Here is a 22,653-nt window from a genome sequence, read left to right as displayed (position 1 = left end):
ATAGGGTTTCTGTTGTCGGTGCGGCTGAGTCGTTATTCGAGTGGAGCTACGCCCATCCCGCACCTTGCGACTTGGAGGTTGCTCCTGCTGCGTCATTTCAATTCAAGGAACCCCATGCGTCATTTCTGGTTAATCCTTTTGTTATTCCTTGGCTCCCCAGCCTGGAGTCAGACCGTGGTAGCCAGCGTGGAGCCGTTGGCGAAGGTACTGCGCAGCCTCTATGGTGAAAAAATTACGGTCACTACTTTAATGCAGGGCAACCAGAATCCGCATCAGCTGGCATTATCCCCTCGCCAAGCGATGGCGGTGCAGCAGGCGGATCTGGTGGTGTGGTTGGGCGCGGACGTGGAGGCTCCACTGGCGCCTCTGGTGGCGCGCCGCAAGGGCCGGACTGTGACCTTGCTGGAACTGGAAGGCGTGTACCGGCGCAAGGGTGAGCATCAGCACCATGAAGATCATGACCATGAGGGGCATGCTGCCAGCACCGACCCTCACCTGTGGTTATCCGTGGATAATATGGTGTTACTGGCGGGCGCCGTCGGTCAGCAATTTCCGCACGGGCTAACGCCGGGCCAGCCCCAATTGTGGCAGCAGGAGGCCAAGGCTCAGTTGCAAGCCGAGAAAAAGCAGTTGATGCCATTGGCGCAGGTACCCTGGCTGAGCTATCACCAGCCTTGGGGTTATCTAACCGAAAGCCTTGGGTTGGCCAACCCGTTGGTGGTATCAGAACAACTGGGGGCCGGGCCGGGTAGCCGTCGTTTTGTCACCCTGGCGGGGCAGGTGCGAGACCAGCAAGTGCGTTGCGCGGTTCAGGAACCGGAAGCTCGGGCCGGCCTGCTCAAACGTCTGTGCCCAGACTGTTACGTACAGCCGTTGGATCCGTTAGGACGCGACTCCTTACAACAGAAGTACCTGCCCTGGTTGTCAGAATTGAGTAGTGGGTTTGCTCAATGCTTACAAGCCGCCAAAGACACCTGAGATTCCAGCTCACCGAGGGGACGTGTGGCGCAACATTGTCCGGCGGTGCGGTGTCTGAGCATTGTTGGGCAATCTAAGCCAGACCTGAGGCCAGAAGGAATGCTGCTAGTACCATTTTAATGTTTGCGATCATAGTGTTACTGGTCCAGCCGCACTATTTAATGGTAATTCGTAACGCGCCATTTTGGCCATGTGTCGGGAAGTCAGGGCGGGTCAATAGAGGGTAACAAAGAGTTGAGTCATTGAGGCAACCTCCGAAACGAGTATGCTGATGCGCTTGATCTAAAAAACGGTAAGCCTGGATGTCGCATAACAACACACAATCATTGGCGATCGCCTGCTGGGATTTATCCTGGCTGCTTCAGCGCGATATTCGCGATGGTGCTTTTGCTTCGCTGGAGCGTGTGTTCGATGAGACTCAACAACGGGGCTTTAATACCCTGCGGTTGGACCCCTGCCCCCACTTGATCGCTACCCCTGAAAACGGCATCCATATGGATCGCTGTGAACTGATGCCCCAAGGTGCGCCTGCGACTGAGGTAAAAATTCGTCATCAGCTCCAGCAGGTATTGCAATCGGCCCACGAGCGGGGACTGAAGGTTTGGTTCAGCAGCCGTTTCATTAATGACAGCCGCGCCCGCCGGTCCTTTGTGCGGCGCCCGGAAGATTATGTCCGGGTATGGAGTGAAACCCTCTCGCTGATAGAGCAGTGGGGCTATCTGCACAATGTAGCAGGGGTTGATTTCTGCTACCAGTTTCCTTCCCTACCCTATGCCCACGGCGTGGCCAGGCGGGTTTTCAAGCGCTCGCCAGAGCGCTCGTTGCCATCGCACTGGTCCGCTGCCGCCGGCGAGCGACTGGAGGATTACCTGCGCGAAGTCCCCCGCGCGTTGCATGCCTTGTTTCCGTCGGTACCCGTCGGCCTGAGCACCACCGTGGCGCTCAGCGAACAGTTTCGACAACTGGACACCAGTGAACTGGATTTCCTCGATTTCAGTGTGTGGCTAGATAATGATCCACGCTATCGACTAGCCAGCGGCGACGCCCTGCCGGCTTCCGGCATGCTAGGCAAACTGGCCAACCCTATGAAGCAGCTGTTGCTGGATGCCGGCGGTATGCACTGGCAGCGGCGGCTGGAAGATCAGCTGCAACGGCGCATGGCTTTTACTCGCTTGCGTCGGCTACAACCGGTAATCAGTGAAGGCTTCGTGCGCCAGCCGCAGAATCTGCACAAGCTGCCTACCGGCTGGGCAGACCTGCACGAGATGATGGTAGTAAATGCCTTGACCCAAGGGGTGGAAAGGCTAACCCCGACCTCGTTAGCGTGTCCAAATTACCCCTGGTTGTGGCAGGAAGAAGAGTACCTCGCCCATCTGAATCACCTTATTCTATCTGGTCAATCATAGCCGCAAGCCACATCGTGCCAAGGTCTGGCTATTTACAATAGCCACTGGCGTCGCGCCAGAAACGTTAGGGCCTGTTTGCCATTGAAACCTGATCAAGCTGTTGGGGACCAAACACGCCGTCATCCAATATATTTGCCGCGTAGAAAGTCATAACCTTTATTTTAGAAGAACTAAAAATGCGTGGCGGTGAAAACGAAGCTTCTGTGAACGGCACGATCAAACCAACGCCGTTTGCCCCTCTGTTGGGCCGCCCAACCAGCATAGCGCCGATACTCGCACAGTGGGCGCAAGTCGAGGTGTGGGCACCGGAATCACCGGCCTGAATAGAAAAATCATCGTAAATCACCCCTCCAAGCATCTTTAAGATGCAATTTAGCTGTACACGAAGGAGGAATCCGGGTATCTTTACTCCCAGCTAAAAGATCGTACTTGAATCACGCACTTCATTTCGTTGTTTTCTCTGTATAACTCGTCCTGCAGTTCCGAAGTCCAAGTCCCCGTTTTTCAGCTACTTACGCCATTGAGGCGAAACTTCATTTTTTCAGGAATAGTGTTATGTCTACAGTTAAAGGCACCGTTAAGTGGTTCAACGAAGCAAAAGGTTTTGGTTTCCTAGAGCAGGAAAACGGCCCAGACGTTTTCGCTCACTTCAGCGCCATCACTGGTTCCGGTTTCAAAACCCTGGCTGAAGGCCAAGCGGTTGAGTTCACCGTAACCCAGGGCCCTAAAGGCCCACAGGCTGAGAACATCGTCGCTCTGTAAGCGATCGTTCCAGTTAAAAAAGGCGCCCTTGTGGCGCCTTTTTTGTGTCTAATTTTCTCTAACGCATAAGCATCTCATGGCATAACCCCTACCCACATTGCCCCATTTGGGGTATACCCTGACTTAACACCAAGCGCCATAATCATCATTGCATTCGCCTGAACACTTATCTGATAGGGAACTTGTGATGAAGAAACTCACCTACGCCACCCTGGCTCTGGCCATTTTTGCTGGCGCCGCAATTGTGTCTGAAGTGCCTCTGGTCGATGAAGCTCGCGCAGAATGTAGCAGCATCTGGGCCAGCTGTTCCGAATCAGAAACATCTGAGCTGCAATCCGAGCTAGATAATGCCGGCTGACCTCTCCGGGCCGCCCGCTTGGGCGGCCCATCCCCGCCAAAATGAAACAGTTTTTTTCTAGCAGAAAGTATGCAGAAGCGCGCCTTTTCCTTTTACTGATGGCGGGCTCTCTGGCGATTCTTTTCAACCATTTCTACCACGTAACCTATAGCGACCTGTCCCAGTGGAAAGGCGGAGGCATGGGCATGTTCTCCACCCAGGATGCCCCCGGCACCCGGGTAGTTTCGATTATGCTTGAAACCCCAGAGCAACAATTTCTTGCCAACAGCCAAGCTTTAGGTCGGCCACTTGCTCATTTCAATGCCATGCCGACGATAGAGAACCTTCTATCCCTTTGTCACTATGCAGCCAACAAAGTGTGGCTACCTAGTGGCACCGTGAGAACCGTTACCCTGAATGACCAAACCCTGCGCAGCTACGCTGTCGCCGGCCTTTCCGGAGACAAAACCAGCAGTCATCAGCCTCTAGCCGTAACAGGCTTGCAGCTGGTGGCATGGAAAACCTTGCTTGACGTGCCCACCGGCGCCCTTACCCGCACCCCTCTGGGCAGCGCCTACTGGAATAACGCGGAGGGCTGCCGTGTTAAACACTGACGCCATCAACCGGCGACTGAGCACCACCCTCACGTCGCCGCTATTGGAAAAGTTGTGTGGCCGGGAGCAACAGGATTTTCTTGCCGTCGTTGGGGCTTTAACTCTGGGCATCCTGATTTTTCATGGCTTTCCCCATGTCTATTTCGCCATCCCTTTCCAACTGTTGGTCATCAGTTACCTGGTCTGGCCAGCGCTACTGCGACAAGGCCCCTTCTGGTTTGTGGTCTTTTTATTCAGCTCCGCAGCCTTATGGTTGAACTGGACACACGCGGATAACCACAAATACCTGCTTTGTTACTGGGTATTCAGTCTGTTTCTAGCATTCGACAACACGATTGATCGGCCCGCTTTTCTAAGGCGCTGTGCTCGTTATCTGCTTTTCTTCACCATGATGATGGCCGTGGTACAGAAAACCCTCTCTCCGGATTACCTAAGTGGCGATTTCTTTGAGTTTATTCTCATGACAGATAGCCGCTTTAGTGCTCTGGGCTCACTGGTAACGGGGATGGATGGCGATATTTTCTCTGAAAACCGCCAACTTTATGTACGGGCACTAGACCCCTTACTTGCCGACCAACCCACCGCCACACTGCACAGCTCTGAGGCCTTGCATCGCTTGGCGTTGGTGATTACTTGGGTCAACTATGTAGACCAAATTGCCATTGCCGTCATGTTACTGCTTCCACTCTCCCGGCGCGGTGAAATTTTCAAACATCTGCTGTTGATGGCTTTTATCATTCCTGTTTACGCAGTAGCTCCGGTCATCGGGTTTGGCTGGTTGATCATCATTTGGGGATATTGTCTGGTGCCTAACGACGTGGCCGGCTTAAGGCTAGGCTACTTGGGGTTATTCCTGTTACTTTGTATCTACGAGTTTCCTTGGCTGAGCCTCTTGGTTTATTCCCCATGATCCCCAATCCAAACGACACCTATCTGGTTTACGATGGCGAATGTCCCGCCTGCCGTAACTATGTGCGCTTTATCCGTTTCCGTAACACGATTGGGCCATTACATCTAATTGATGCCCGCCAAGCGCCGCAATGGGTAGCCCATATGCAGGAAAAGGGCATTTCCTTGGATGACGGCATGGTATTACTCCTCAACGGTCACTATCTCCATGGCGCCGATGCGGTGCACCATATCGCCTTACTCAGCAGCCCAAGCGGCCTATTTAATTGCATTAATGCTTTTGTGTTTCGCTCCCGCAAGCTGTCTCGTTGCCTTTATCCTGTGCTTAAAATATGCCGCAACACACTGCTGTTTCTTATGGGGAAAAAGCCGCTAAATACCCACTAACCTCTACCCATTTACCCCGCTCCAAACCCCTTACCAGCATATCGAATACCGTGGTGCGCTAAACACAGATTTTTCTATACTTAGCGGCTCACCGGTTCAGGGCGGATCAAGACTCAAACAATTCTTTGATGGGCATCAAATCCGGGTATTGCGCCTGTTCTTTCTTCGCCTGGGCTTGAAAGGTCAACATCATATCGTCGGGCCGGAACATACCCGCTTGCCATGTAGCCATGTATTTCAGGCTATCCTCAACACTGTGGTCACGGCTGTAATTAAGCATTTCCTTGCAGCCCATCACCGCCAGCGGAGAATTCGCAGCTATATCCGCAGCAATGCCCATCACGGCCGCTAGCATGTCATGCGTATTACCGTAAACACTATTGACCAGCCCTTGCTCCGCCGCCTCTTGGGCGCCAAACTTGCGACCGGTATAGGCCAGCTCCCTCACCAGGCCTTGGGGCATCAACTTAGGCAGACGCTGAAGTGTACCCACATCCGCAGTCATACCCAGCGGGGTTTCCTTGATGGTAAAGAACGCGTCCTCTGTGCAGTAACGACTGTCCGCCGCACACACCAAATCCAATGCGCCACCAATACAGCCTCCCTGAATCGCTGCCAGCACTGGAATTCGCACCTGCTCGAGCACACTCAGACAATCTTGCAGCTGCAGCACCACCCGGCGAAGGTTCTCTGCCATTCGTCCCGGGTCCCCTCCCATTGGGGCACCACTAGGATCCGAAAACACCGCCAAATCCATGCCCGCAGAAAAGTGTTTGCCTGTGGAAGAAATCACCACCACTCGAGCATCAGTGCTCGCCTCTATATCCCGCAAGCAACGGGGCAACTCCAGCCAAAAATCCTTGTTCATACTGTTCAGCGATTCAGGACGGCTGAATTGCACGTGGGCAATAAAATTTTGCACGGCAACATCAAACGAGCGGTATTCAGGTAACGCAGACATGCGTCTTCTCTCCCATTGTTATAAGCACCATTGCCAATGGCTTCCGGCATTTGCAACACAGCCTTACCCAATCTGCCCACATTGAACAGATCCGATCACGCACTAAACTGTGCTCATGACGACATTTTAGAATTCGCCCCCCCACCATTAGTACCCAATCCATTAACCACCATTTAGTGTTCCTAGAAACACCATAAAAAACGGCGCGGGGAGCTGGCGCGCCGTTTTTCCTCTGCGTGCTTTCAAGGCACGCAATGATCAATTCATCTCTCATCCCCAAAGCAATAAGAACACCAGCTCGCACAACACCACGCTGGCCCCAAGCGTATCACCGGTATAGCCGCGTAGGTGTCGCCAAAGATATCCACCCCACAGCAACGCCACCACAACAACAGATAACAGCGCAGGAATTACCGCACCCGCCAGAGCCGCCACAACCACGGTCAGCGCGGTAGCCACACACAACCGCTGCGTACTAAACCCTTCTGCCACCGGTTTGCTTTTACTGGTATTTGGATCCGTTACATACGGCAAATATCGCATTAACCACAATGGCGTTAACCGGCTAACGACCGGGCTCAGCAATAAGGCAAGCCAGACCGTTTTCGCCTCCGCCAGCAACAGGCCCTTTAACCCCAACGCCATGATCAGCGCCACCGTCCCATAGGTGCCAATGCGGCTATCTTTCATGATTTCAAGGCGCCGGGCCACGGTATAGCCACCCCCTAGCGCATCCACGCTGTCCGCCAGCCCATCCTCATGAAAAGCCCCGGTGATCCACAGGTGGAACACCAATATTAGCGCCACACAAATTCCAGTGGCCCAGAAAGCATCGAGCAATACAAATAAGCCCGCGTACAGCGCGCCCAGCAACAGCCCCACCAGAGGAAAATACACGCTGGAGCGATTCATTAAGGTCTGGCTGTAATCAATACGTACCAGCATCGGTATTCGGGTGAGAAAACCCACCGCCAGCCAGAACGCCTGCCACTCTTCTTGCCAGTCTCTGTGGGTAAACCTTTGCTGCGCGTGGTGATGACTTTGATGCTTCTTCATTAGGCTTCCTGCTATCAATCACGATAAGGCTATCTCTTTTCCCGCTGCGCGACGCCATACCGAACAAGGCGCACAACTAGGCGCCCAGGCTAATGATAAAATGCGACGTGGAGACGAGAAAGAACGCCTTCCTCTCGCCCTCGGGGGCATCCCCCCGCTGGCCAAAACAACGCAACGGCCTGGCGCTGCGACACATTACTGCACGGAAGCGCGGCATAACTCCAGCCATCGTTCGATCCCCGGGCTACGGTACTTTTGGCGGTGCAACACAAAATAGAATTCCCGATTGAAGTCACGGTGTGGCACCGACAACTCCACCAAAGACCCTCGCTTGAACGCCTCTTGCAAGCACACCCGCGACAGACAACTAATCCCCAACCCTGTTTCCACCGCCCGTTTAATGGCCTCAGTGTGTTCCAGCTCTAGGGCCAGATCTAACTCAGCCACCAGGCCATGCAAAGCCCGCTCGAAGGTCTGACGAGTACCCGAGCCCGACTCACGGACAATCCAGTGGGCCGCGCGCAGGTCCTCATCAGTAAGCGCTTGCTTACTTGATAGCGGATGATCCGGGCTACAGAAGACCACCAGCTCGTCCTCCCGCCAAGGTAACAGCTCCAGATCTGGATGATTCAGCTCACCCTCTATCAGGCCCAGATCCAGCTCAAAGCTCAGCACCCGATCAACAATGGAGCGAGTATTAGCCACCTCCAAGTGCACCCGGGCGCCGGGCTGCTGAGCCATGTAATCCGCCATAATCGCCACCGCCAGATAATTGCCAATGGTCAGAGTGGCGCCCACATTCAGACGTCCCAAGTCCCGGCGGGATTGCAGATCGGATTCCAGCTCACGGGCCTGGGCCAGCAGCGCTTCTGCACGGGGCCAGAACTGGCGGCCCAGCTCATTGAGCTTCAATCGCTTGCCGGCCCGCTCAAAAAATTTTATATCGTAAAGGCCTTCCAGTTCCTTAAGTGCCCCGGAAGCCGCCGACTGAGACATGCTCAGATGGTGAGCCGCATGGCTCACATTTTCAAAGTGCGCAATGGCCAGAAAGACTTCCAGCTGCCTGAGGGTATAGCGCATGACCATCTCTTTATGATTGAATGAGAATTATTATTAAATGAATGATATCGGATTCCCCGATAAGATCTATCGGTATAACCCATTTTACCGATAATCTCCATTCGGTTAAATTTCCACCATCTGGAATTTTGGAATAAGCGCTGATTTAACTATGTCTAATTTGAATACCGAAACCGTCAAAAGCGTTCGCCACTGGAACGACACCCTGTTCAGCTTTACCACCAGCCGGGACCCGGGTTTCCGTTTCAAAAACGGACATTTCACCATGATTGGTCTGGAGCAGGACAACGGCCGCCCACTGCTGCGCGCCTATTCCATTGCCAGCGCGAACTATGAGGAAGAACTGGAATTTTTCAGCATCAAGGTGCAAGACGGCCCGCTGACGTCCCAGCTGCAAAACATTCAGCCGGGCGACAAGATCTACGTGAGCCGCAAGCCCACCGGCACGCTAGTCGCCGACCACTTGCTGCCGGGCAAAAACCTGTGGTTGCTATCCACTGGCACGGGCCTCGCACCGTTCATGAGCATCATCAAGGATCCGGAGGTGTACGAACAGTACGACCGCGTCATTCTCACCCACGGGGTGCGTCATGTCTCCGAGTTGGCCTACCAGGACACCATTGAACACGAGCTGCCAAACAACGAGTTCTTCGGTGAGTTCGTTAACGGCAAACTGCTCTATTACCCCACCGTCACTCGAGAGCCGTTCCGCAACGAAGGTCGCCTCACCGACCTGATGACCAGCGGCAAGATTTTCGAGGACCTGGGCCTGCCCAAACCAAGCCTGGAAAACGACCGCTTCATGCTGTGTGGTAGCCCGGCCATGCTCAAAGACACCACCAAGATCCTCGACGACTGGGGCTTCAAGGAAACCCGCGGTGGCGAGCTGGGTGAGTACGTGATCGAACGAGCGTTTGTAGAGAAATAACACAAGACGCAACATGTTTTTCGCTGTATTCAATACGCGATAGCAAGCGTTTGACGTTCACCGCCACTTTTTTGGGGTCTGCCTCATTCTCCGCAACGCAAAAACTTCGTTAGGCATGCCGCTCTCGCCACTGGCTGGGCGTTATGCCCATCGAGACCTTAAAAGCGCGGGTGAAATTGGCAGGGTCGGCAAAGCCCAGCAACTGGCTAATACGCTGAATTTCCATATCGGACGCTGCCAGCAGATGGCAGCTGTCACGGCGTCGGGTTTCTTCTAGCAGCGACTGAAAGCCCAGCCCCCTTTCCTGCAAACGGCGCCGCAAGGTACGTGATGTTAGGTGTAGATGTTCGGCAAGCTGCTCCGGCGTCGGGTAGCCCTCAGCATCGAGAACTAACAGCTCACGCACCTGACGCAGCAGGGTATCGCCTGGGGCCAATAAGACACTCTCCCGCTCACATTGGATCAAAGCCTGACTCAATGCTTCCGGGTTTGCCGTGGGCAACGGGCTGTCCAGCCACCGCACCGCATCCGCCGCCCATATACCTGCCCTAGCCTGACGATAACGCACCAAAACCACACTATCGTCCAGGGTTTGGGCTGACGCCATCGGCTCGCCCTGCAACCAAATTTCCGGCATCAGCGACAGGCCCGGAAGGATAAACCGCATGCCACTGGCCATGCTGCCCAGCATGGAGCCCAGCACCAGATTTCGCACTGTGGCTGGCAACATCACTTCCGGCAGCAACTCAAAAAACAGGCCGCTACCTTCGACCTTTACTTCAAGGGCGGCACTACGGCCCCGCAGGTCCCAGAAACGTTCCAGCAGGCCAATCGCTTCCCGAGCGGTACCCGCACACATGAGCAGGTAGCCTAAGTTGCCATGGGCAGTCAGAGGCATACGCTGCCCCACGGCCAAGCCAATGCCGTTGTCGCCGGTCAAGGCTGCCGCGGCCGCAAATACCTGAACGGTCTCCTGCAAAGACACTTGCCCAGAGGGGTCGTCCAACCGTGACGGGGCTAACTCGGCCCGCGCCAGCAGCGTATCCCGATCGACTCCCCGCTGAACAGCCACATCCACACACATGCGTGGATAGGTCACCGGCTGATTCCTTTGGCGAGTCCAGTCGGGGAATTGTGTCCAGGGTATGGTTGTTTTCGGCTCAATCAATTTGGCCACCAATGACAAGTGCTTTGTCCGCCAAGCATCTCACGCCCCCACTGCACTCACCAGTACCGTATAGGCCAACTCCCACCGTTCCTTTTCCGCCAGGAGGCTCAATATGAATGCACCGGCAAAGCCGCTTCACGATAATCCCGCCGATAGCCGACCGGCCATGATGATTCCCACCGTCCGCCGCCCGGAGTTCGACCTAGCTGACGATGTGCCTAAATACTGGTGGGATAGCGACCCGGTTAAAACCTTGATGCTCAGCGCCCTGTCTGCCAGCTTTCCCGCCGGAGAGCGATTTTTCATCAACTCAGTGCGCCATTACCAAGACCGCATTAACGATCCGGAGCTGAAAACGGCGGTACACGCTTTTATCGGCCAAGAAGCCCACCACTCCAAAGAGCACAAACTGCTCAATGGCTACCTGGAAGAGCGAGGGGTTGGCCTTGGCCGCTTAGATCGTGAAATTCAGGTTTTTATGGACTGGATGCGCAAGAACCTGTCGCCGGAACGGCAGCTGGCCCACACCGTGGCAGTGGAACATCTCACCGCATTAATGGCCGAGGAGTTTCTGCTCAAGTATAGCGCTCTGGATGAAATGGATCCGCGCATGGCGCCGATCTGGGCTTGGCATGCCATTGAAGAGTCCGAGCACAAGGCAGTGGCGTTTGATGTGTACAAGCAAATCGGGGGCAGTGAACTCACCCGCATCACAGAAATGGCCTTCGTGAGCGTTCTATTCCCGCTCTTTTCTACCCTGCATTTGGCACAACTAATGAAGGAACAGGGCGAGTTGACCAATGTGAAGTCGTGGCTGGGCGGCCTCAATTATATGTGGGGCAAACCTGGGGTATTCCGCAAGCTGCTGCCCTCCTACTTCAGATTCTACAGCCCGAGCTTCCATCCCTGGCAGCACGATTCCCGCGACCTTGTGGAAAAAGCCAAGAAAAAATGGCTCGGTAACTGGGCCTGATTTTCATTTTTTCAGGAGACTACACGCCCGGGCGCCTGATGCTTTAAGTCACAGATACCAATTTAAAAAATTGTGTTTTATAGCCTCCGGCGCCCGGGGAGTCTCATTCCACTTCGACCAGATCAAAGCTCTGTTTAATCTTCCCTCCCTCACGAATCGAGGTAAGCACGCTATTCAAGCGTGTCGGATCAAACGCCTGCGTCTGCAACTTGGCAATCTCGACATACAGGTTGGTTGCCGCTAGCACATTACTGGAGATGTCTTGGTCGCTATGTACCACGCCAAAACTCACGTCCGGGCCGATCAGGTCGATAGTCTTGTTATCCAGCAACAGAGTATCGAACTCTGAGACTAGCGCGTGGGTAACGGTGTATTGTCCAGCCGGGGTGGTAATTACCTGGGGGGTTTCAAATTCGATGGTTTCTCGTGATTTCACATAGGTCCCTGGCGCCGCTACCGCCATGGGCAAGGCAAGACCAAAGCGCACCGATTTCGCCTTGGCGGATTTCACGTTGCCCTCTTTGTCGATAACAAATTGACGGCGCAGACCCGGTTCCATGCCCAGCGCCATCACCCGCCCCGTTTCATCCTGCCAAGAGAGCCCTACTTCATAACCGTCATCAAATTCCTGCAACACTTCCCAGATAATAATCTGGTGTCCTCTGGCTGGATTTTTTATAACCGACTTGTCACCGACCTTTGCATCTTCATGGATATAAACGTGATCCGGCGCTTTCATTGCCGCAACCATGGGTACTTCCAGCAGGGAACAACCCTGCAGCATAGCCAGAGCAGAAAAACCTGCCATCTAGGCAAATCGACATTGCGTCATTAACCCCATACCTTCCCCCGATTAAAAATGCGCCGCAGCACTAAAAAGATAACATTACCGTATAATGTCGGACTACTGCGTTAATTTTTTATTCATTTTGTATGAGATCAGGTGGAGCAAGAGATCGCTATCACTTGTCCAACGACAAGCTCCACGTTTAGAGTCTGCAGAACACGGGGCATCACATAAAATGTTGGCGGGTAGCGAAGACGCATGCACACCGCGCCAGTTTATTCACCAGGTAGCGCTATTTTTTCGAGCTAGGCTGTAAGGTTACCGGCCGGGCTAATGCATCAGTGGCTTGCGGTGGTTTTTCGTCTAGGTCTTTTCGGGCGCCGCAGGCAACACATTCCATCCATTGCTGATCACCCTCTATGACGCGCTGTATCTTGTCCATCTGCCCACACTCAGGGCAGCTAGCACCAGCAATAAATTGGCGTTTCATCATCTCTCTCTAGTTAACGCCAAGCGCCCGGTGCCACACGTATTCGCGTCGACTCCGGGCGTTCGGTATCAGGTATTTTATCCATTAATCCCGCAATGACGTAGCAACGGTTCTACGCTCGGTTCACGACCACGGAACGCCTTGAAAAGCTCCATGGGTTCGCGGCTACCGCCTTTGGCAAGAATTTCCGTACGAAATGCCCGTCCGGTTTCTTCGTTGAACTCGCCCTCTTCTTCAAAGCGAGAATAGGCATCCGCCGATAACACTTCTGCCCATTTGTAACTGTAATAACCTGCGGCATAACCACCGGCGAAAATATGCCCGAAGCTATTGGGGAAACGGTTAAATGAGGGCGGCCGAATCACTGCTACTTGTTCGCGCACCTCATCCAATATCTGATAAATATTCAGCCCCGGCTGGTATTCAGCATGGATGCGCATGTCAAATAGAGAAAATTCAATCTGCCTCACCATCTGCATGGCACCCTGAAAGTTTTTTGCGGCAAGCATTTTTTCCAGCTTTTCCTTCGGTAACGGCTCGCCAGTTTGATAATGACCGGAAATCAGAGCAATGCCTTCCTCGGTCCAGCACCAGTTTTCCAAAAACTGGCTAGGCAGCTCCACCGCATCCCACGCCACACCATTAATCCCGGAAATACCGGACACATCTTGCTCGGTGAGCATGTGGTGTAAACCGTGGCCGAATTCATGGAACAGGGTCACGACTTCGTCGTGGGTCAACAAACCCGGCTTACCACCAGCCGGCGGGGCGAAATTACAGGTCAGGTAAGCCACCGGGGTCTGCACGCTGCCATCAGGCTGACGACGACGGATGCGAGCATCATCCATCCAAGCCCCCCCACGCTTGCCAGTACGGGCATACATATCCAGATAGAACGCCGCACGGACACCTCCATCGTCATCCACCAACTCGTAGAAGCGCACATCCTCGTGCCAAGTGTCCACGTCTTTGCGTTGTTTAAACTGAATGCCGAACAGCTTGCCGACCACCGAAAACATGCCATTGATTACCGTGTCTGCCGGAAACCAGGGGCGCAACTCTTCTTCTGAAATATCGTAGCGGGCTTCGCGTAAACGCTCACTCCAAAAACCAATATCCCATGGATTCAAATCCCCCACGCCTTGCTCGGCAGCAAACGCTTTGAGTTCCGCTAGCTCCTGCTCCGCCTGGGGTTTGGCGCGGCGCGCCAAGTCTTCGAGAAACTGTACAACCTCACTAACATCTCTGGCCATTTTCGTCGCCAAAGACTTTTCCGCGTAGTTAGCGAAACCCAATAGCTGAGCCTGTTGATGTCGCAGCGCCAGGATCTCATCGATAATTTTCGCATTATCAAATTGGCCAGCTTGTGGACCTTGATCAGAGGCCTTGGTGGTCCAAGCGGTATATATCTCTTTACGCAGTTCTGCGTTCTTACAGTGGCTCATCACCGCAATAAAAACCGGGGCGTCCAGGGTCAGTAGCCAACCCTCTTTGTCCTCTGCTTTAGCCCGATCTGCGGCGCCGGCCTTCGCGCTTTCGGGCAAGCCATCGAGTTCATTTTCATCGGTGATGTGTTTGCTCCATGCTTGAGTAGCATCAAGCGCGTTATCCGAGAATTTGCTGGTCAACTCAGATAACCGTTTTGAATTTTCCATGTATTGCGTTTTCTTTTCTTCCGGCAAGTCCACACCGGACAAACGGAAATCGCGCAGAGTATTGTCGATATCTTTTTGCTGGGCTTCACTCAGCGTGGCCCACTGATCGCTATCGCGCAGCGCCTGATAGGCAGCACAAAGGGCCGTATTCTGCCCCACTTCAGTACCGTATTCGCTAAGCAGCGGCAGGCAACTATTATAGGCATTACGCAAGGTTTCATTCTGGGCCACGGCATTCAAATGCCCGGCCGGGCCAAATGCTTTACCGAGACGGTCATCTTCCTGATCCAATGCCTGTACCAGGTGGTCATAATCGAAATTACCTTCGGCCAGCACCTGCTCGATACGGGCACGGCCCTCTGCTACCAGCTGCTCCACGGCAGGGAGAACATGTTCTGGCCGGATCTGTGAAAAAGGGGGAAGTGCTGGATAATCAATCAGCGGATTGTTGCTCATGGGTGTCCTGTCCTGCTTCGGGTTCAGCGTGTGTCTGCGCGGGCGGCAGCCGGTGACGAGCAGTGTCGTCCGGCTGCAACAGCATCTGGAATACCAGCCACTTGCTTAGCAGAAAAACGCCAAGCAAGATCAGTATGGCTAACATTATACGGGCGGGCTGGCGTTGCATGCTCGTCCCTGGCCATTGAAATGAACTATCGAGTGTATCAGTGATGGGGATTCGCCGCTTTGAAGACAAGGCCCCGCAGTTGGGGAAACGGGTATTTGTAGATGAGGACGCCACCGTGATTGGCGAGGTCATACTGGGCGACGATTGTTCGGTGTGGCCCAAGGCTGTGATTCGGGGCGACATGCACGCTATTCGTATCGGTAACCGGGTCAGCATTCAGGATAACGCTGTACTACACATCACTCACGACTCCCCGTTCAATCCCGGCGGCTTCGGGCTGCAGGTCGGCGACGATGTCACCCTGGCTCACCAAGCCATGTTGCACGGCTGCACCCTCGGCAACCGGGTCATGGTGGGTATGCAGGCAATCATTATGGACGGTGCTATTGTGGAAGACGATGTGATTGTCGCCGCCGGCTCATTGGTTGGGCCCGGCAAAAACCTTGAAAGCGGCCACCTGTATCGCGGCCAACCCGCGCGCAAAATCCGTCCGCTCACCGAGAAAGAAAAAACCTTTTTGCCTTATGTGGCGGGTAATTATGTGCGCTTGAAAGATCGATATTTGAAAAGCAGCCAATAATCAGAACATCTAGTAGCTGAGCAAAAATTAAGCGCTTCCTAATCGGTGATTATTCCCTTCGTTCACTTTCCTGATCGCACGTAAGCAAGCTCACAGCTAAATTTTCCACATGAACGACATGTTGCCAAAACTGGCGCTTTCATCCCGGCTGCGCAGAGGCGAGGTGGAGCTTTGTATTGCCAAAGTGAACGAAAAGGTATCCCAGTGAACGCCGCCGCCCGCGGTCACACCCAACACCCCGTCGCGCGTTTCCACGTTATATTGCCTAGCGTGGGTCTCCAGGTAGGAATATCCAATATACTCACCAAAAGTGGAGATAAAAACTTCCCAGCCGAAGCCTGTGCCATCAAACAGCCCAACCAATGAGCCGGCTGTACCAATACCCGCATAGTCAGGAATAAAATTACGCGGCAGATTGTGACCCACACGAAAGAAGCCACCGGCGGAACTGGTCCCGTGAAAATTGTTGGCATCTACACCCCAGGCATAACCGAGCTCACCCTGAAGCGCTGAATCCCACTGGAACTGTTTGAAACGGCGGGCATTAATGAAATAGAGGCCGCCAATCAAGTCCGTGCCCAACTGGTTATCCCACCCCTGCGGCTCATCAGACCCGGTGACCTTGTGGGCCAATTTTTGGCTTTGCTCCGCGCCCGAAGACGGACCCACTACACCAAGTCGCATGCCGTACCCTACCAGGCTATCGTCATCCCAACTGAACAGCCCCATTTCCAGGTTGCTGTATCCCGCATAAGGTAAATCATTGTAATTGGGGGCGGACTGACTGATATCCTTAGGCGTAATCATCATCTGTTCTAAGCTGAACGTCAGAGCATGCTGATCATCACGGAAGGCAATCCCCGGTAAGGGCGATAAAAAATCCGCCACTCCACAGGTAACATTGCTATTACTCTCACAATGGTCGTGAGCCTCTCCCACCCAACTGATACGCACGCCATTGGTGTAATGCCCGTCAGAACCAACAAACAAGTCATTATCCCAGGACAAGCCGAATGTAGAAGCTATAACACTTACTGGCAGCAATACGCCTAACAACAGAATAAAGCGCAGAAACATATTTCACTCGGCATCAATGTGAAGCGGCCCTGATGATGAGCCGTCCCCCAACGCACAGGGGGGTTAAAAACGCCAACGACGCTGCATGACCAAAAACGCAAACGATGCTGACCACGTTATCAATATCAAACCATTCAGGGCTTCTACCCCAGCAATCAGACGCAAGGTTCCCACTGGAAATAGATCCCCCAACCCCAAAGAGGTATAGCAGGCGGCAGAGAAATACAGGTGATCCAAAAAACTGCCGTTCACCGCCCCGCCAATGCTCATGGCAGTATCTCCCACGTCCAACAGCAGATACACCCAAGCATAGAGTGTTATTTCCACCATGTGAGCCGCGAACATAACAATCACCACCACCAGGATTTCGCCGCGGAAACTTTTCCAGCGCTTAAGTAAGCCTGACAGGCTAGCCAAGGTCCAATAATGCAACATCACCGTAGCCAGCACCATGATCAGACTGACCACAGACGCGTACACGACCTCATACATTACTGTACCGTCAGCCATGGGCTGCTAACGCAACGAGGCCATGACGGGCGCGGTATTCGGACGCCAGCCCCGCCAGATTTCAAATGCTTCCGCGGCCTGCTCAACTAACATACCCAAACCATCCGCTGTAGCCGCAGCCCCTTGCTGCTCTGCCCAGCGCATGAACGGGGTGGGCTCACTACCATAAACCATGTCGTAGGCCACCGCGCCCTCTGCCAGCAAACCATCAGGCAAGGCGGGCATCTCACCGTGCAAGCCCGCCGAAATCGCATTAATTACCAGATCAAACTGCCCCATGAGGTTATCCAGGCCCCCCCCCAGCACGGGTGGGCCTTCTCCTTTCATGACGTTGCCCGCCAAGGCTTCGGCTTTCTCCTTGGTGCGATTAGCAATGCGCAACAAGGTGGGCTCTTGCGCCAGTATCGGCCCCAGCACACCGCGCACAGCACCCCCCGCACCCAGAATAAGCACCCGCTTCTTACGAATTGTCCAACCCTGATTATCACGGATATCTTTTACCAAGCCCGCGCCATCGGTGTTATCCCCATGCAGCTGATCGCCATCCCACCACAGGGTGTTCACCGCACCGGCCTGGTCTGCCCGCTCGGTGATGGCATCACACAGCGCAAAGGCTTGCTCCTTAAAAGGAACGGTGACATTTGCCCCCAGCCCGCCGGCCTCACGGAAGGCCTGCACCGCCCCTGCGAAATCATCCAAGGGCGCTTCGCGTTTTTCATATTGCACGGGGTCGCTATGCTGGGCAGCGAATGCATGGTGAATTTCTGGCGAACGCGAGTGACTTACCGGATTACCAAAGACACAATATAACCCGGTATCCGCCCTGTCTTTTTCTCCGCTCATACCCACTCCCGGTGAATCAAAAATTTATGGTAAAGCTCACTCTCGGCACTGTTCGGTTCGGGGTGGTAATCGTAGTCCCAGCGTACCAACGGCGGCAGCGACATTAGGATTGATTCGGTACGGCCACCAGACTGCAGGCCAAAGATAGTGCCGCGATCGTAGACTAGGTTGAACTCCACATAACGACCACGGCGGTACAGCTGAAACTGGCGTTCGCGATCGCCAAATTCATGATCTTTACGGCGCGCCAAAATCGGCTGATAGGCCGGAACATAGGCATCACCGATGCTGCGCATCAAGGCAAAGCTCGTATCGAAATCAAACCGGTTCAGATCATCAAAAAACAGCCCCCCCACCCCGCGCGGTTCATTGCGATGCTTGAGATAGAAGTAATCATCACACCAGGTTTTGAATTCCGGATAGATTTCCTTACCAAATGGTTGGCAGGCAGCTTTAGCAGTCTGGTGCCAGTGCACCACGTCCTCCTCGAAGCCGTAATAAGGCGTTAGGTCAAAGCCGCCGCCAAACCACCACACAGGGGCTTCGCCTTCTTTTTCTGCTACAAAAAAGCGGACATTGGCATGGCTAGTAGGAACGTAGGGATTTTTCGGATGAATCACCAGTGACACGCCCATGGCCTGAAAACTACGGCCGGCCAACTCCGGGCGCGCCTCAGTAGCCGAGGGCGGCAACTGCTCACCGAACACATGGGAAAAATTCACTCCACCCTTTTCAATCACGGCACCATTTTCCAGCACCCGACTACGACCACCCCCGCCTTGCTCCCGCTCCCAGCTATCTTCACGGAAAGTGGCTGCGCCGTCTTCAGCGCCCAGCGCATCGCAAATTCGGTCCTGCAAATCCAACAGGTAGTCTTTCACCGCCTGCAGCGAAACCTCTGACATGGTGCTCTCCCCCGGGGCTATCGGTGTGTTCATGGTCGCAAGATGCGCCCACTTTCCAAGTCAATAATGGTAGAGGGTTTGGCTGCCCGGTCACAGGCACCACTGACAATAAAGTCGAGCTGGTTACCCAGCTGGCGAGCCACCTGATAACGATTACGCGCTGCCGGGCGGCCACTGATGTTGGCACTGGTGGAAATGATCGGCTGACCGGCCAGCTGGCATAACTGCCGCGCCAGCGGGTGGTCCGGCACCCGCACCGCCACCTTACGGTGCTCCCCTCGCACCCAGGCAGGCAAGCGATCACTAGCATCAACCAGGTACGTTATCGGAGCCGGCCATTTTTTCTCCAACTGAGCCGATTGCTGTTCGTTCAGGTGCAAATACGGCCCCAACTGCGCCAAGCTCTCACCAATCAGAATCAGCCCTTTGCTCACCGGCCGATGTTTGATGGCTAGCAACTGCATAACCGCGTTTCGGTTAAAAGGGTCGCAGCCCAGACCATAAACGGACTCGGTAGGATAGGCCACAACGCCGCCTTCCTGAATGATCTGTGCCGCACTGAGCAGATGCTGATCCATGACAAAGCCCTGAAAGCAAAAGCGGCAAATTACCCTGCACAGCTCAGGGACTCAAGCGTGGGAATCCATGGAAAGACCTTGCCTGCTCAATCTTCGCTCCCCTGACGCTTAAGATACCCGCCAGCCACCCGTTCCACCCAGCCCTCCAGCTCCAAATCCGCCAACTGCCCAGCGAGCGCCGCGACCGGCAAGCCAGTCCGCTCCTGTAGTGCGTCAAGAGAATTAACCCCACTGGTGAGCTGGGTCAGCAATGCTGGCGCTTCGCAGTGAATCCCGGCGGCCTCGACACTGCGCTGAAAATCACCAAAAGCCTGAAATATATCGTCCACGGACTCCAGCCAGCTGGCGCCATCACGCAGTAGCTGGTGGCATCCCTTGCTGAGCGGATTATGGATGCTGCCCGGAATCGCAAAGACCTCTCGGTTTTGAGCCAGCGCGGTACGTGCAGTAATCAACGAACCACTTTTAATGGCGGCCTCCACCACAATAGTCGCCAGGCTGAGACCGCTGATAACACGATTACGCATTGGGAACTGTGCCGGAAGCGGACGCGCGCCCGGCGCGAATTCCGACACCAGCGCACCCCCAGTATCCACAATTTCTTCAGCCAACGAACCGTTACGGGGCGGGTAGATGCGATCCGGGCCATTACCCATTACTGCCACCGAGCGCCCAGCACTGACCGCACCACGATGTGCCGCAGCATCAATACCCAACGCCAACCCACTAGCAATTACAAATCCACTTGCCGCCAGTTTGCGAGCAAATCGGCGGCTATTATCTAGGCCATCGGCAGACGCATTACGCGCCCCCACGATCGCCAGAGCCGGTGAATTCAACGCCTCTACGTTACCGCGCACGGCGATTACGCCAGGAGGATCATGAATCTGTGCTAATAACGGCGGGTAATCTTCATCACCAAACGCAATCCAGCGCCAACCTTGTCCGCTCAATTGCTCATAATACGCCTGGAGATTACCCGTATTGTCCAACAGGCTGGCTCGCTCTTTCAGGCCGGCCGGTAACAGAGGAAGAAAATCAGAGGCCGCAGCAGAGACGCTCCGGTGTTGTTTCAAAGCGCGCCCCAAGGCCGCTGAAGAGGGGGAAAACAACGCCTGCAATAGAAGGCGCTTAAATTGTCCGTCCATTCGCCCACCTCCTTGTGTGCGTTGACGGTTTATCAGGCGTCGAAACGCCGGCGGTGAGCGCTACCGCATAGGAATCAGTAACTACCCGCCGGACTTTCAGCGATGTCGTTCATGTAAATAGGTCGAGTGGACTCCATAATCAAGCTGTAGCTGACCTTATCGAAAACCCGGAAGATCACCATGGAACCCGTTCTCTCGCGGGGCAGCTGAACCATGTCACCCTGCTGACGATCACGAACCACTTCGCCCTGACCATATATATCCAACACATTGCCTTCTTTCAGACCATCACGCAGGCCCTTGTTAATCACTACTACGTCGTTACGGGCCACACTGTTAAGACGATCGAAGAAGCGAATCACTTTCGCCTCAATCTTAGTATCTGGTGCAGACGGGTACAGTACGGCTCGAACACGGCGATCTTCCGTGGAGAACAGGCGGTCATCAATTCGCAGATCCTCACTGGAGTCGGTGACTCGTAGAGAAATCATGTCGTCATCGTGGCTGGACACTCGACCGAGGCCGATTTGACGAGCTTCGTAGCCCAGCACCTCATTGGTATCCGGGTCCACGTACTGTTCACCGGTCCGATAAAAACCGTAGCCCTGCTCCAAACCTTCCCATTGCGTTTTAGTGTCACGGGCATAGACCGTATCGCCTTCACCGAAGATGACACGTCGATCACGGCCACCCACCAGATAAGGCGCTTCAATGATTTGCTGGCGATCGACCACCAGCCCTTCCTTCAGATAGGACTGGATGGCACTAGCCGGAATAGCAGGAATAGCCTGGTCATTGGCAATTTCACGCACCCGCGGGGTGAGTTTCACTGTACCATTGGACATCACGGTCTCTTCCACGCCCCGCTTCACCGAAAGGCGCGGTTCACCGTCAACATAGGAAAGGCGGATTTCGTCACCGGGATATATCAGGTGAGGGTTACTGATTTCCTCATTAATCTGCCAGATTTCTGGCCATTGCCACGGTTCTTGTAAAAAACGGCCGCTGATATCCCAAAGGGTATCGCCGTTTTTCACGAAATACTTGCTGGGGTGCCCATCTTTGAGCACCACCGCTGCGGAGGCCATACCAGACACCGCCAGCACCAGGCCAAAGGTCAAGGCGCGCTGGACCGATTTCATCATCATCGGATTCCTTTTATCATTATTGGACTCATCCCCGAGAGCGACCGCGACCCCTTTATTGTAGACGCGGTTCCTTTTGGATATTAGCAATGCGATCATATATTTAGCAACCGAAATTCGAGTACTACTGCAACTTCTGAGAAGGTACATGGCTAAACTGGAAATACTGGAATTCCCCGATCCCCGGCTACGCACAGTAGCAAAGCCGGTGGAAAAGGTAGATGACGAGCTTCGCAAACTGATCGACGACATGTTCGAAACCATGTATGCGGCCCCAGGAATCGGCCTAGCAGCCACCCAAGTTGATGTGCATATCCAGCTGATCGTTATGGATCTGTCTGAAGATCACAATAAACCCATGGTATTCATCAACCCGCAGATCACCCCTCTCACCGAAGAACAGGCCCCGTACGAAGAAGGCTGCCTGTCGGTGCCCGGGTTCTACGAAAAGGTGACTCGCCCGGCACGGGTGCGCATTAATGCTTTGGACCGTGACGGCAACGCTTTTGAAGTGGAGGCAGACGAACTGCTCGCCACCTGTATCCAGCATGAAATGGATCATTTGGACGGCAAGCTGTTTGTGGACTACGTTTCCCGCCTGAAGCGAGACCGCATTAAGAAGAAGCTGGAAAAGATTCACCGGCAGCAGGGCTGAATTGAGAATTTACATTTTAAAAGCGCGAAACAGCTTCCAAGGTAACGAACCGTCGTACCCGCGATTTCAACCTTACCGCGCGGCCATGACCTTAAA

At 54.1% G+C, this 22,653-nt stretch carries 27 protein-coding genes; 11 read left to right on the top strand and 16 right to left on the bottom strand.

The window, feature by feature from the left end; genetic code table 11:
* The first annotated feature begins 114 nt into the window (after positions 1-114).
* On the top strand, positions 115-978 hold the full coding sequence (locus AS19_RS00785; RefSeq protein ID WP_011587452.1) for a metal ABC transporter solute-binding protein, Zn/Mn family: 864 nt from the start codon (positions 115-117) through the stop codon (positions 976-978).
* 302 nt (positions 979-1,280) lie between these two features.
* The gene (locus AS19_RS00780; protein ID WP_011587451.1) at positions 1,281-2,384 is read left to right on the top strand and encodes a cellulase-like family protein; all 1,104 of its coding nucleotides are present in this window, start codon (positions 1,281-1,283) and stop codon (positions 2,382-2,384) included.
* A gap of 64 nt (positions 2,385-2,448) precedes the next feature.
* On the opposite strand, the gene AS19_RS00775 is transcribed toward AS19_RS00780, so the two are convergent.
* Entirely contained in the window at positions 2,449-2,730 is a 282-nt protein-coding gene (locus tag AS19_RS00775; protein ID WP_144412613.1) for a hypothetical protein, read from the bottom strand.
* Between the two features lie 209 nt (positions 2,731-2,939).
* Here AS19_RS00775 and AS19_RS00770 point away from each other — a divergent pair, with 209 nt between their 5' ends.
* From AS19_RS00770 to AS19_RS00750, 5 genes are all read left to right on the top strand, one after another.
* Entirely contained in the window at positions 2,940-3,146 is a 207-nt protein-coding gene (locus AS19_RS00770) for a cold-shock protein (protein ID WP_007149147.1), read from the top strand.
* Between the two features lie 187 nt (positions 3,147-3,333).
* Positions 3,334-3,504: a hypothetical protein gene (locus AS19_RS14065; RefSeq protein WP_155849272.1), complete on the top strand. Its 171-nt coding sequence runs from the start codon at positions 3,334-3,336 to the stop codon at positions 3,502-3,504.
* Positions 3,505-3,545: 41 nt separating this feature from the next.
* Positions 3,546-4,097 (top strand): hypothetical protein, encoded by a 552-nt coding sequence (locus tag AS19_RS00760; RefSeq protein ID WP_011587449.1) that lies wholly within the window; start codon positions 3,546-3,548, stop codon positions 4,095-4,097.
* Positions 4,084-5,007, top strand: coding sequence for a hypothetical protein (locus tag AS19_RS00755; protein ID WP_011587448.1), 924 nt, complete (start codon positions 4,084-4,086; stop codon positions 5,005-5,007). The genes AS19_RS00760 and AS19_RS00755 overlap by 14 nt, the downstream gene beginning before the upstream one ends.
* Entirely contained in the window at positions 5,004-5,393 is a 390-nt protein-coding gene (locus AS19_RS00750) for a DUF393 domain-containing protein (protein ID WP_041704602.1), read from the top strand. Before AS19_RS00755 ends, AS19_RS00750 begins: the two co-directional genes overlap by 4 nt.
* A 106-nt stretch (positions 5,394-5,499) precedes the next feature.
* On the opposite strand, the gene AS19_RS00745 is transcribed toward AS19_RS00750, so the two are convergent.
* The 3 genes from AS19_RS00745 to AS19_RS00735 all read right to left on the bottom strand — a co-directional run bounded on the left by AS19_RS00745 (position 5,500) and on the right by AS19_RS00735 (position 8,490).
* On the bottom strand, positions 5,500-6,354 hold the full coding sequence (locus tag AS19_RS00745; protein ID WP_046961614.1) for a crotonase/enoyl-CoA hydratase family protein: 855 nt from the start codon (positions 6,352-6,354) through the stop codon (positions 5,500-5,502).
* 270 nt (positions 6,355-6,624) lie between these two features.
* Positions 6,625-7,410 carry an adenosylcobinamide-GDP ribazoletransferase gene (gene cobS, locus AS19_RS00740; protein WP_011587445.1) on the bottom strand — a complete coding sequence of 262 codons (786 nt, stop codon included), beginning with the start codon at positions 7,408-7,410 and terminating at the stop codon, positions 6,625-6,627.
* A 195-nt stretch (positions 7,411-7,605) separates the two neighbouring features.
* Positions 7,606-8,490 carry a LysR family transcriptional regulator gene (locus tag AS19_RS00735; protein WP_041704598.1) on the bottom strand — a complete coding sequence of 295 codons (885 nt, stop codon included), beginning with the start codon at positions 8,488-8,490 and terminating at the stop codon, positions 7,606-7,608.
* Positions 8,491-8,641: 151 nt separating this feature from the next.
* On the opposite strand from AS19_RS00735, the gene AS19_RS00730 reads away from it, so the two are divergent.
* A complete protein-coding gene (locus tag AS19_RS00730) occupies positions 8,642-9,418 on the top strand; it encodes a ferredoxin--NADP reductase (protein WP_011587443.1) in 777 nt (258 codons plus the stop codon).
* A 109-nt stretch (positions 9,419-9,527) separates the two neighbouring features.
* Here AS19_RS00730 and AS19_RS00725 read toward each other — a convergent pair whose 3' ends face one another.
* Positions 9,528-10,517, bottom strand: a complete 990-nt coding sequence (locus tag AS19_RS00725; RefSeq protein WP_231860898.1) for an AraC family transcriptional regulator — start codon at positions 10,515-10,517, stop codon at positions 9,528-9,530.
* Positions 10,518-10,698: 181 nt separating this feature from the next.
* Between AS19_RS00725 and AS19_RS00720 the strand changes: the two genes are divergently transcribed.
* Positions 10,699-11,559 carry a metal-dependent hydrolase gene (locus AS19_RS00720; RefSeq protein ID WP_046961613.1) on the top strand — a complete coding sequence of 287 codons (861 nt, stop codon included), beginning with the start codon at positions 10,699-10,701 and terminating at the stop codon, positions 11,557-11,559.
* A 103-nt stretch (positions 11,560-11,662) separates the two neighbouring features.
* On the opposite strand, the gene AS19_RS00715 is transcribed toward AS19_RS00720, so the two are convergent.
* The 4 genes from AS19_RS00715 to AS19_RS00700 form a co-directional block, all read right to left on the bottom strand.
* Complete coding sequence (locus tag AS19_RS00715; protein ID WP_011587440.1) at positions 11,663-12,367, bottom strand: hypothetical protein; 705 nt, start codon at positions 12,365-12,367, stop codon at positions 11,663-11,665.
* Between the two features lie 271 nt (positions 12,368-12,638).
* A complete protein-coding gene (locus AS19_RS00710; RefSeq protein ID WP_011587439.1) occupies positions 12,639-12,839 on the bottom strand; it encodes a YheV family putative metal-binding protein in 201 nt (66 codons plus the stop codon).
* A 74-nt stretch (positions 12,840-12,913) separates the two neighbouring features.
* Complete coding sequence (prlC, locus tag AS19_RS00705) at positions 12,914-14,947, bottom strand: oligopeptidase A (protein ID WP_011587438.1); 2,034 nt, start codon at positions 14,945-14,947, stop codon at positions 12,914-12,916.
* Complete coding sequence (locus tag AS19_RS00700) at positions 14,925-15,116, bottom strand: hypothetical protein (RefSeq protein WP_041704593.1); 192 nt, start codon at positions 15,114-15,116, stop codon at positions 14,925-14,927. Before AS19_RS00700 ends, prlC begins: the two co-directional genes overlap by 23 nt.
* Positions 15,117-15,159: 43 nt before the next feature.
* Here AS19_RS00700 and AS19_RS00695 point away from each other — a divergent pair, with 43 nt between their 5' ends.
* Complete coding sequence (locus tag AS19_RS00695; RefSeq protein WP_041704587.1) at positions 15,160-15,696, top strand: gamma carbonic anhydrase family protein; 537 nt, start codon at positions 15,160-15,162, stop codon at positions 15,694-15,696.
* A 96-nt stretch (positions 15,697-15,792) separates the two neighbouring features.
* Here the strand turns inward: AS19_RS00695 and AS19_RS00690 are convergent, their stop codons facing one another.
* From AS19_RS00690 to AS19_RS00660, 7 genes are all read right to left on the bottom strand, one after another.
* Complete coding sequence (locus tag AS19_RS00690) at positions 15,793-16,773, bottom strand: lipid A deacylase LpxR family protein (RefSeq protein WP_011587436.1); 981 nt, start codon at positions 16,771-16,773, stop codon at positions 15,793-15,795.
* Positions 16,774-16,836: 63 nt separating this feature from the next.
* On the bottom strand, positions 16,837-17,283 hold the full coding sequence (locus AS19_RS00685) for an ion channel (RefSeq protein ID WP_101235032.1): 447 nt from the start codon (positions 17,281-17,283) through the stop codon (positions 16,837-16,839).
* A 6-nt stretch (positions 17,284-17,289) separates the two neighbouring features.
* The gene (aroE, locus tag AS19_RS00680) at positions 17,290-18,126 is read right to left on the bottom strand and encodes a shikimate dehydrogenase (protein WP_046961612.1); all 837 of its coding nucleotides are present in this window, start codon (positions 18,124-18,126) and stop codon (positions 17,290-17,292) included.
* Positions 18,123-19,031, bottom strand: coding sequence for an oxygen-dependent coproporphyrinogen oxidase (gene hemF / locus AS19_RS00675; RefSeq protein ID WP_035461537.1), 909 nt, complete (start codon positions 19,029-19,031; stop codon positions 18,123-18,125). The genes aroE and hemF overlap by 4 nt, the downstream gene beginning before the upstream one ends.
* Positions 19,032-19,060: 29 nt before the next feature.
* Entirely contained in the window at positions 19,061-19,609 is a 549-nt protein-coding gene (locus tag AS19_RS00670) for an L-threonylcarbamoyladenylate synthase (RefSeq protein WP_046961611.1), read from the bottom strand.
* 86 nt (positions 19,610-19,695) lie between these two features.
* The gene (dprA, locus tag AS19_RS00665) at positions 19,696-20,757 is read right to left on the bottom strand and encodes a DNA-processing protein DprA (RefSeq protein WP_011587431.1); all 1,062 of its coding nucleotides are present in this window, start codon (positions 20,755-20,757) and stop codon (positions 19,696-19,698) included.
* 74 nt (positions 20,758-20,831) lie between these two features.
* Positions 20,832-21,905, bottom strand: coding sequence for a LysM peptidoglycan-binding domain-containing protein (locus AS19_RS00660; RefSeq protein ID WP_046961610.1), 1,074 nt, complete (start codon positions 21,903-21,905; stop codon positions 20,832-20,834).
* Between the two features lie 145 nt (positions 21,906-22,050).
* Here AS19_RS00660 and def point away from each other — a divergent pair, with 145 nt between their 5' ends.
* On the top strand, positions 22,051-22,557 hold the full coding sequence (gene def / locus AS19_RS00655) for a peptide deformylase (RefSeq protein ID WP_011587429.1): 507 nt from the start codon (positions 22,051-22,053) through the stop codon (positions 22,555-22,557).
* The last annotated feature ends 96 nt before the right edge of the window (positions 22,558-22,653 follow it).

The organism is Alcanivorax sp. NBRC 101098, assembly GCF_001010505.1.
GTDB lineage: Bacteria > Pseudomonadota > Gammaproteobacteria > Pseudomonadales > Alcanivoracaceae > Alcanivorax > Alcanivorax borkumensis.
This window is presented reverse-complemented; position numbering and strand designations above follow the sequence as displayed.

What these genes read in the sequence shown, in the direction of transcription:
- AS19_RS14065 (WP_155849272.1), top strand. Translation starts at nt 3,334, where the DNA reads ATGAAGAAACTCACCTACGCCACCCTGGCTCTGGCCATTTTTGCTGGC.
- AS19_RS00715 (WP_011587440.1), bottom strand. Translation starts at nt 12,367, where the DNA reads ATGGCAGGTTTTTCTGCTCTGGCTATGCTGCAGGGTTGTTCCCTGCTG.
- AS19_RS00670 (WP_046961611.1), bottom strand. Translation starts at nt 19,609, where the DNA reads ATGGATCAGCATCTGCTCAGTGCGGCACAGATCATTCAGGAAGGCGGC.
- dprA (WP_011587431.1), bottom strand. Translation starts at nt 20,757, where the DNA reads ATGGACGGACAATTTAAGCGCCTTCTATTGCAGGCGTTGTTTTCCCCC.
- AS19_RS00770 (WP_007149147.1), top strand. Translation starts at nt 2,940, where the DNA reads ATGTCTACAGTTAAAGGCACCGTTAAGTGGTTCAACGAAGCAAAAGGT.
- AS19_RS00700 (WP_041704593.1), bottom strand. Translation starts at nt 15,116, where the DNA reads ATGCAACGCCAGCCCGCCCGTATAATGTTAGCCATACTGATCTTGCTT.
- AS19_RS00720 (WP_046961613.1), top strand. Translation starts at nt 10,699, where the DNA reads ATGAATGCACCGGCAAAGCCGCTTCACGATAATCCCGCCGATAGCCGA.
- AS19_RS00695 (WP_041704587.1), top strand. Translation starts at nt 15,160, where the DNA reads ATGGGGATTCGCCGCTTTGAAGACAAGGCCCCGCAGTTGGGGAAACGG.
- AS19_RS00745 (WP_046961614.1), bottom strand. Translation starts at nt 6,354, where the DNA reads ATGTCTGCGTTACCTGAATACCGCTCGTTTGATGTTGCCGTGCAAAAT.
- hemF (WP_035461537.1), bottom strand. Translation starts at nt 19,031, where the DNA reads ATGTCAGAGGTTTCGCTGCAGGCGGTGAAAGACTACCTGTTGGATTTG.
- AS19_RS00690 (WP_011587436.1), bottom strand. Translation starts at nt 16,773, where the DNA reads ATGTTTCTGCGCTTTATTCTGTTGTTAGGCGTATTGCTGCCAGTAAGT.
- AS19_RS00785 (WP_011587452.1), top strand. Translation starts at nt 115, where the DNA reads ATGCGTCATTTCTGGTTAATCCTTTTGTTATTCCTTGGCTCCCCAGCC.
- AS19_RS00710 (WP_011587439.1), bottom strand. Translation starts at nt 12,839, where the DNA reads ATGATGAAACGCCAATTTATTGCTGGTGCTAGCTGCCCTGAGTGTGGG.
- AS19_RS00760 (WP_011587449.1), top strand. Translation starts at nt 3,546, where the DNA reads ATGAAACAGTTTTTTTCTAGCAGAAAGTATGCAGAAGCGCGCCTTTTC.
- AS19_RS00730 (WP_011587443.1), top strand. Translation starts at nt 8,642, where the DNA reads ATGTCTAATTTGAATACCGAAACCGTCAAAAGCGTTCGCCACTGGAAC.
- aroE (WP_046961612.1), bottom strand. Translation starts at nt 18,126, where the DNA reads ATGAGCGGAGAAAAAGACAGGGCGGATACCGGGTTATATTGTGTCTTT.
- prlC (WP_011587438.1), bottom strand. Translation starts at nt 14,947, where the DNA reads ATGAGCAACAATCCGCTGATTGATTATCCAGCACTTCCCCCTTTTTCA.
- AS19_RS00735 (WP_041704598.1), bottom strand. Translation starts at nt 8,490, where the DNA reads ATGCGCTATACCCTCAGGCAGCTGGAAGTCTTTCTGGCCATTGCGCAC.
- AS19_RS00780 (WP_011587451.1), top strand. Translation starts at nt 1,281, where the DNA reads ATGTCGCATAACAACACACAATCATTGGCGATCGCCTGCTGGGATTTA.
- AS19_RS00750 (WP_041704602.1), top strand. Translation starts at nt 5,004, where the DNA reads ATGATCCCCAATCCAAACGACACCTATCTGGTTTACGATGGCGAATGT.
- AS19_RS00660 (WP_046961610.1), bottom strand. Translation starts at nt 21,905, where the DNA reads ATGATGATGAAATCGGTCCAGCGCGCCTTGACCTTTGGCCTGGTGCTG.
- cobS (WP_011587445.1), bottom strand. Translation starts at nt 7,410, where the DNA reads ATGAAGAAGCATCAAAGTCATCACCACGCGCAGCAAAGGTTTACCCAC.
- AS19_RS00685 (WP_101235032.1), bottom strand. Translation starts at nt 17,283, where the DNA reads ATGGCTGACGGTACAGTAATGTATGAGGTCGTGTACGCGTCTGTGGTC.
- def (WP_011587429.1), top strand. Translation starts at nt 22,051, where the DNA reads ATGGCTAAACTGGAAATACTGGAATTCCCCGATCCCCGGCTACGCACA.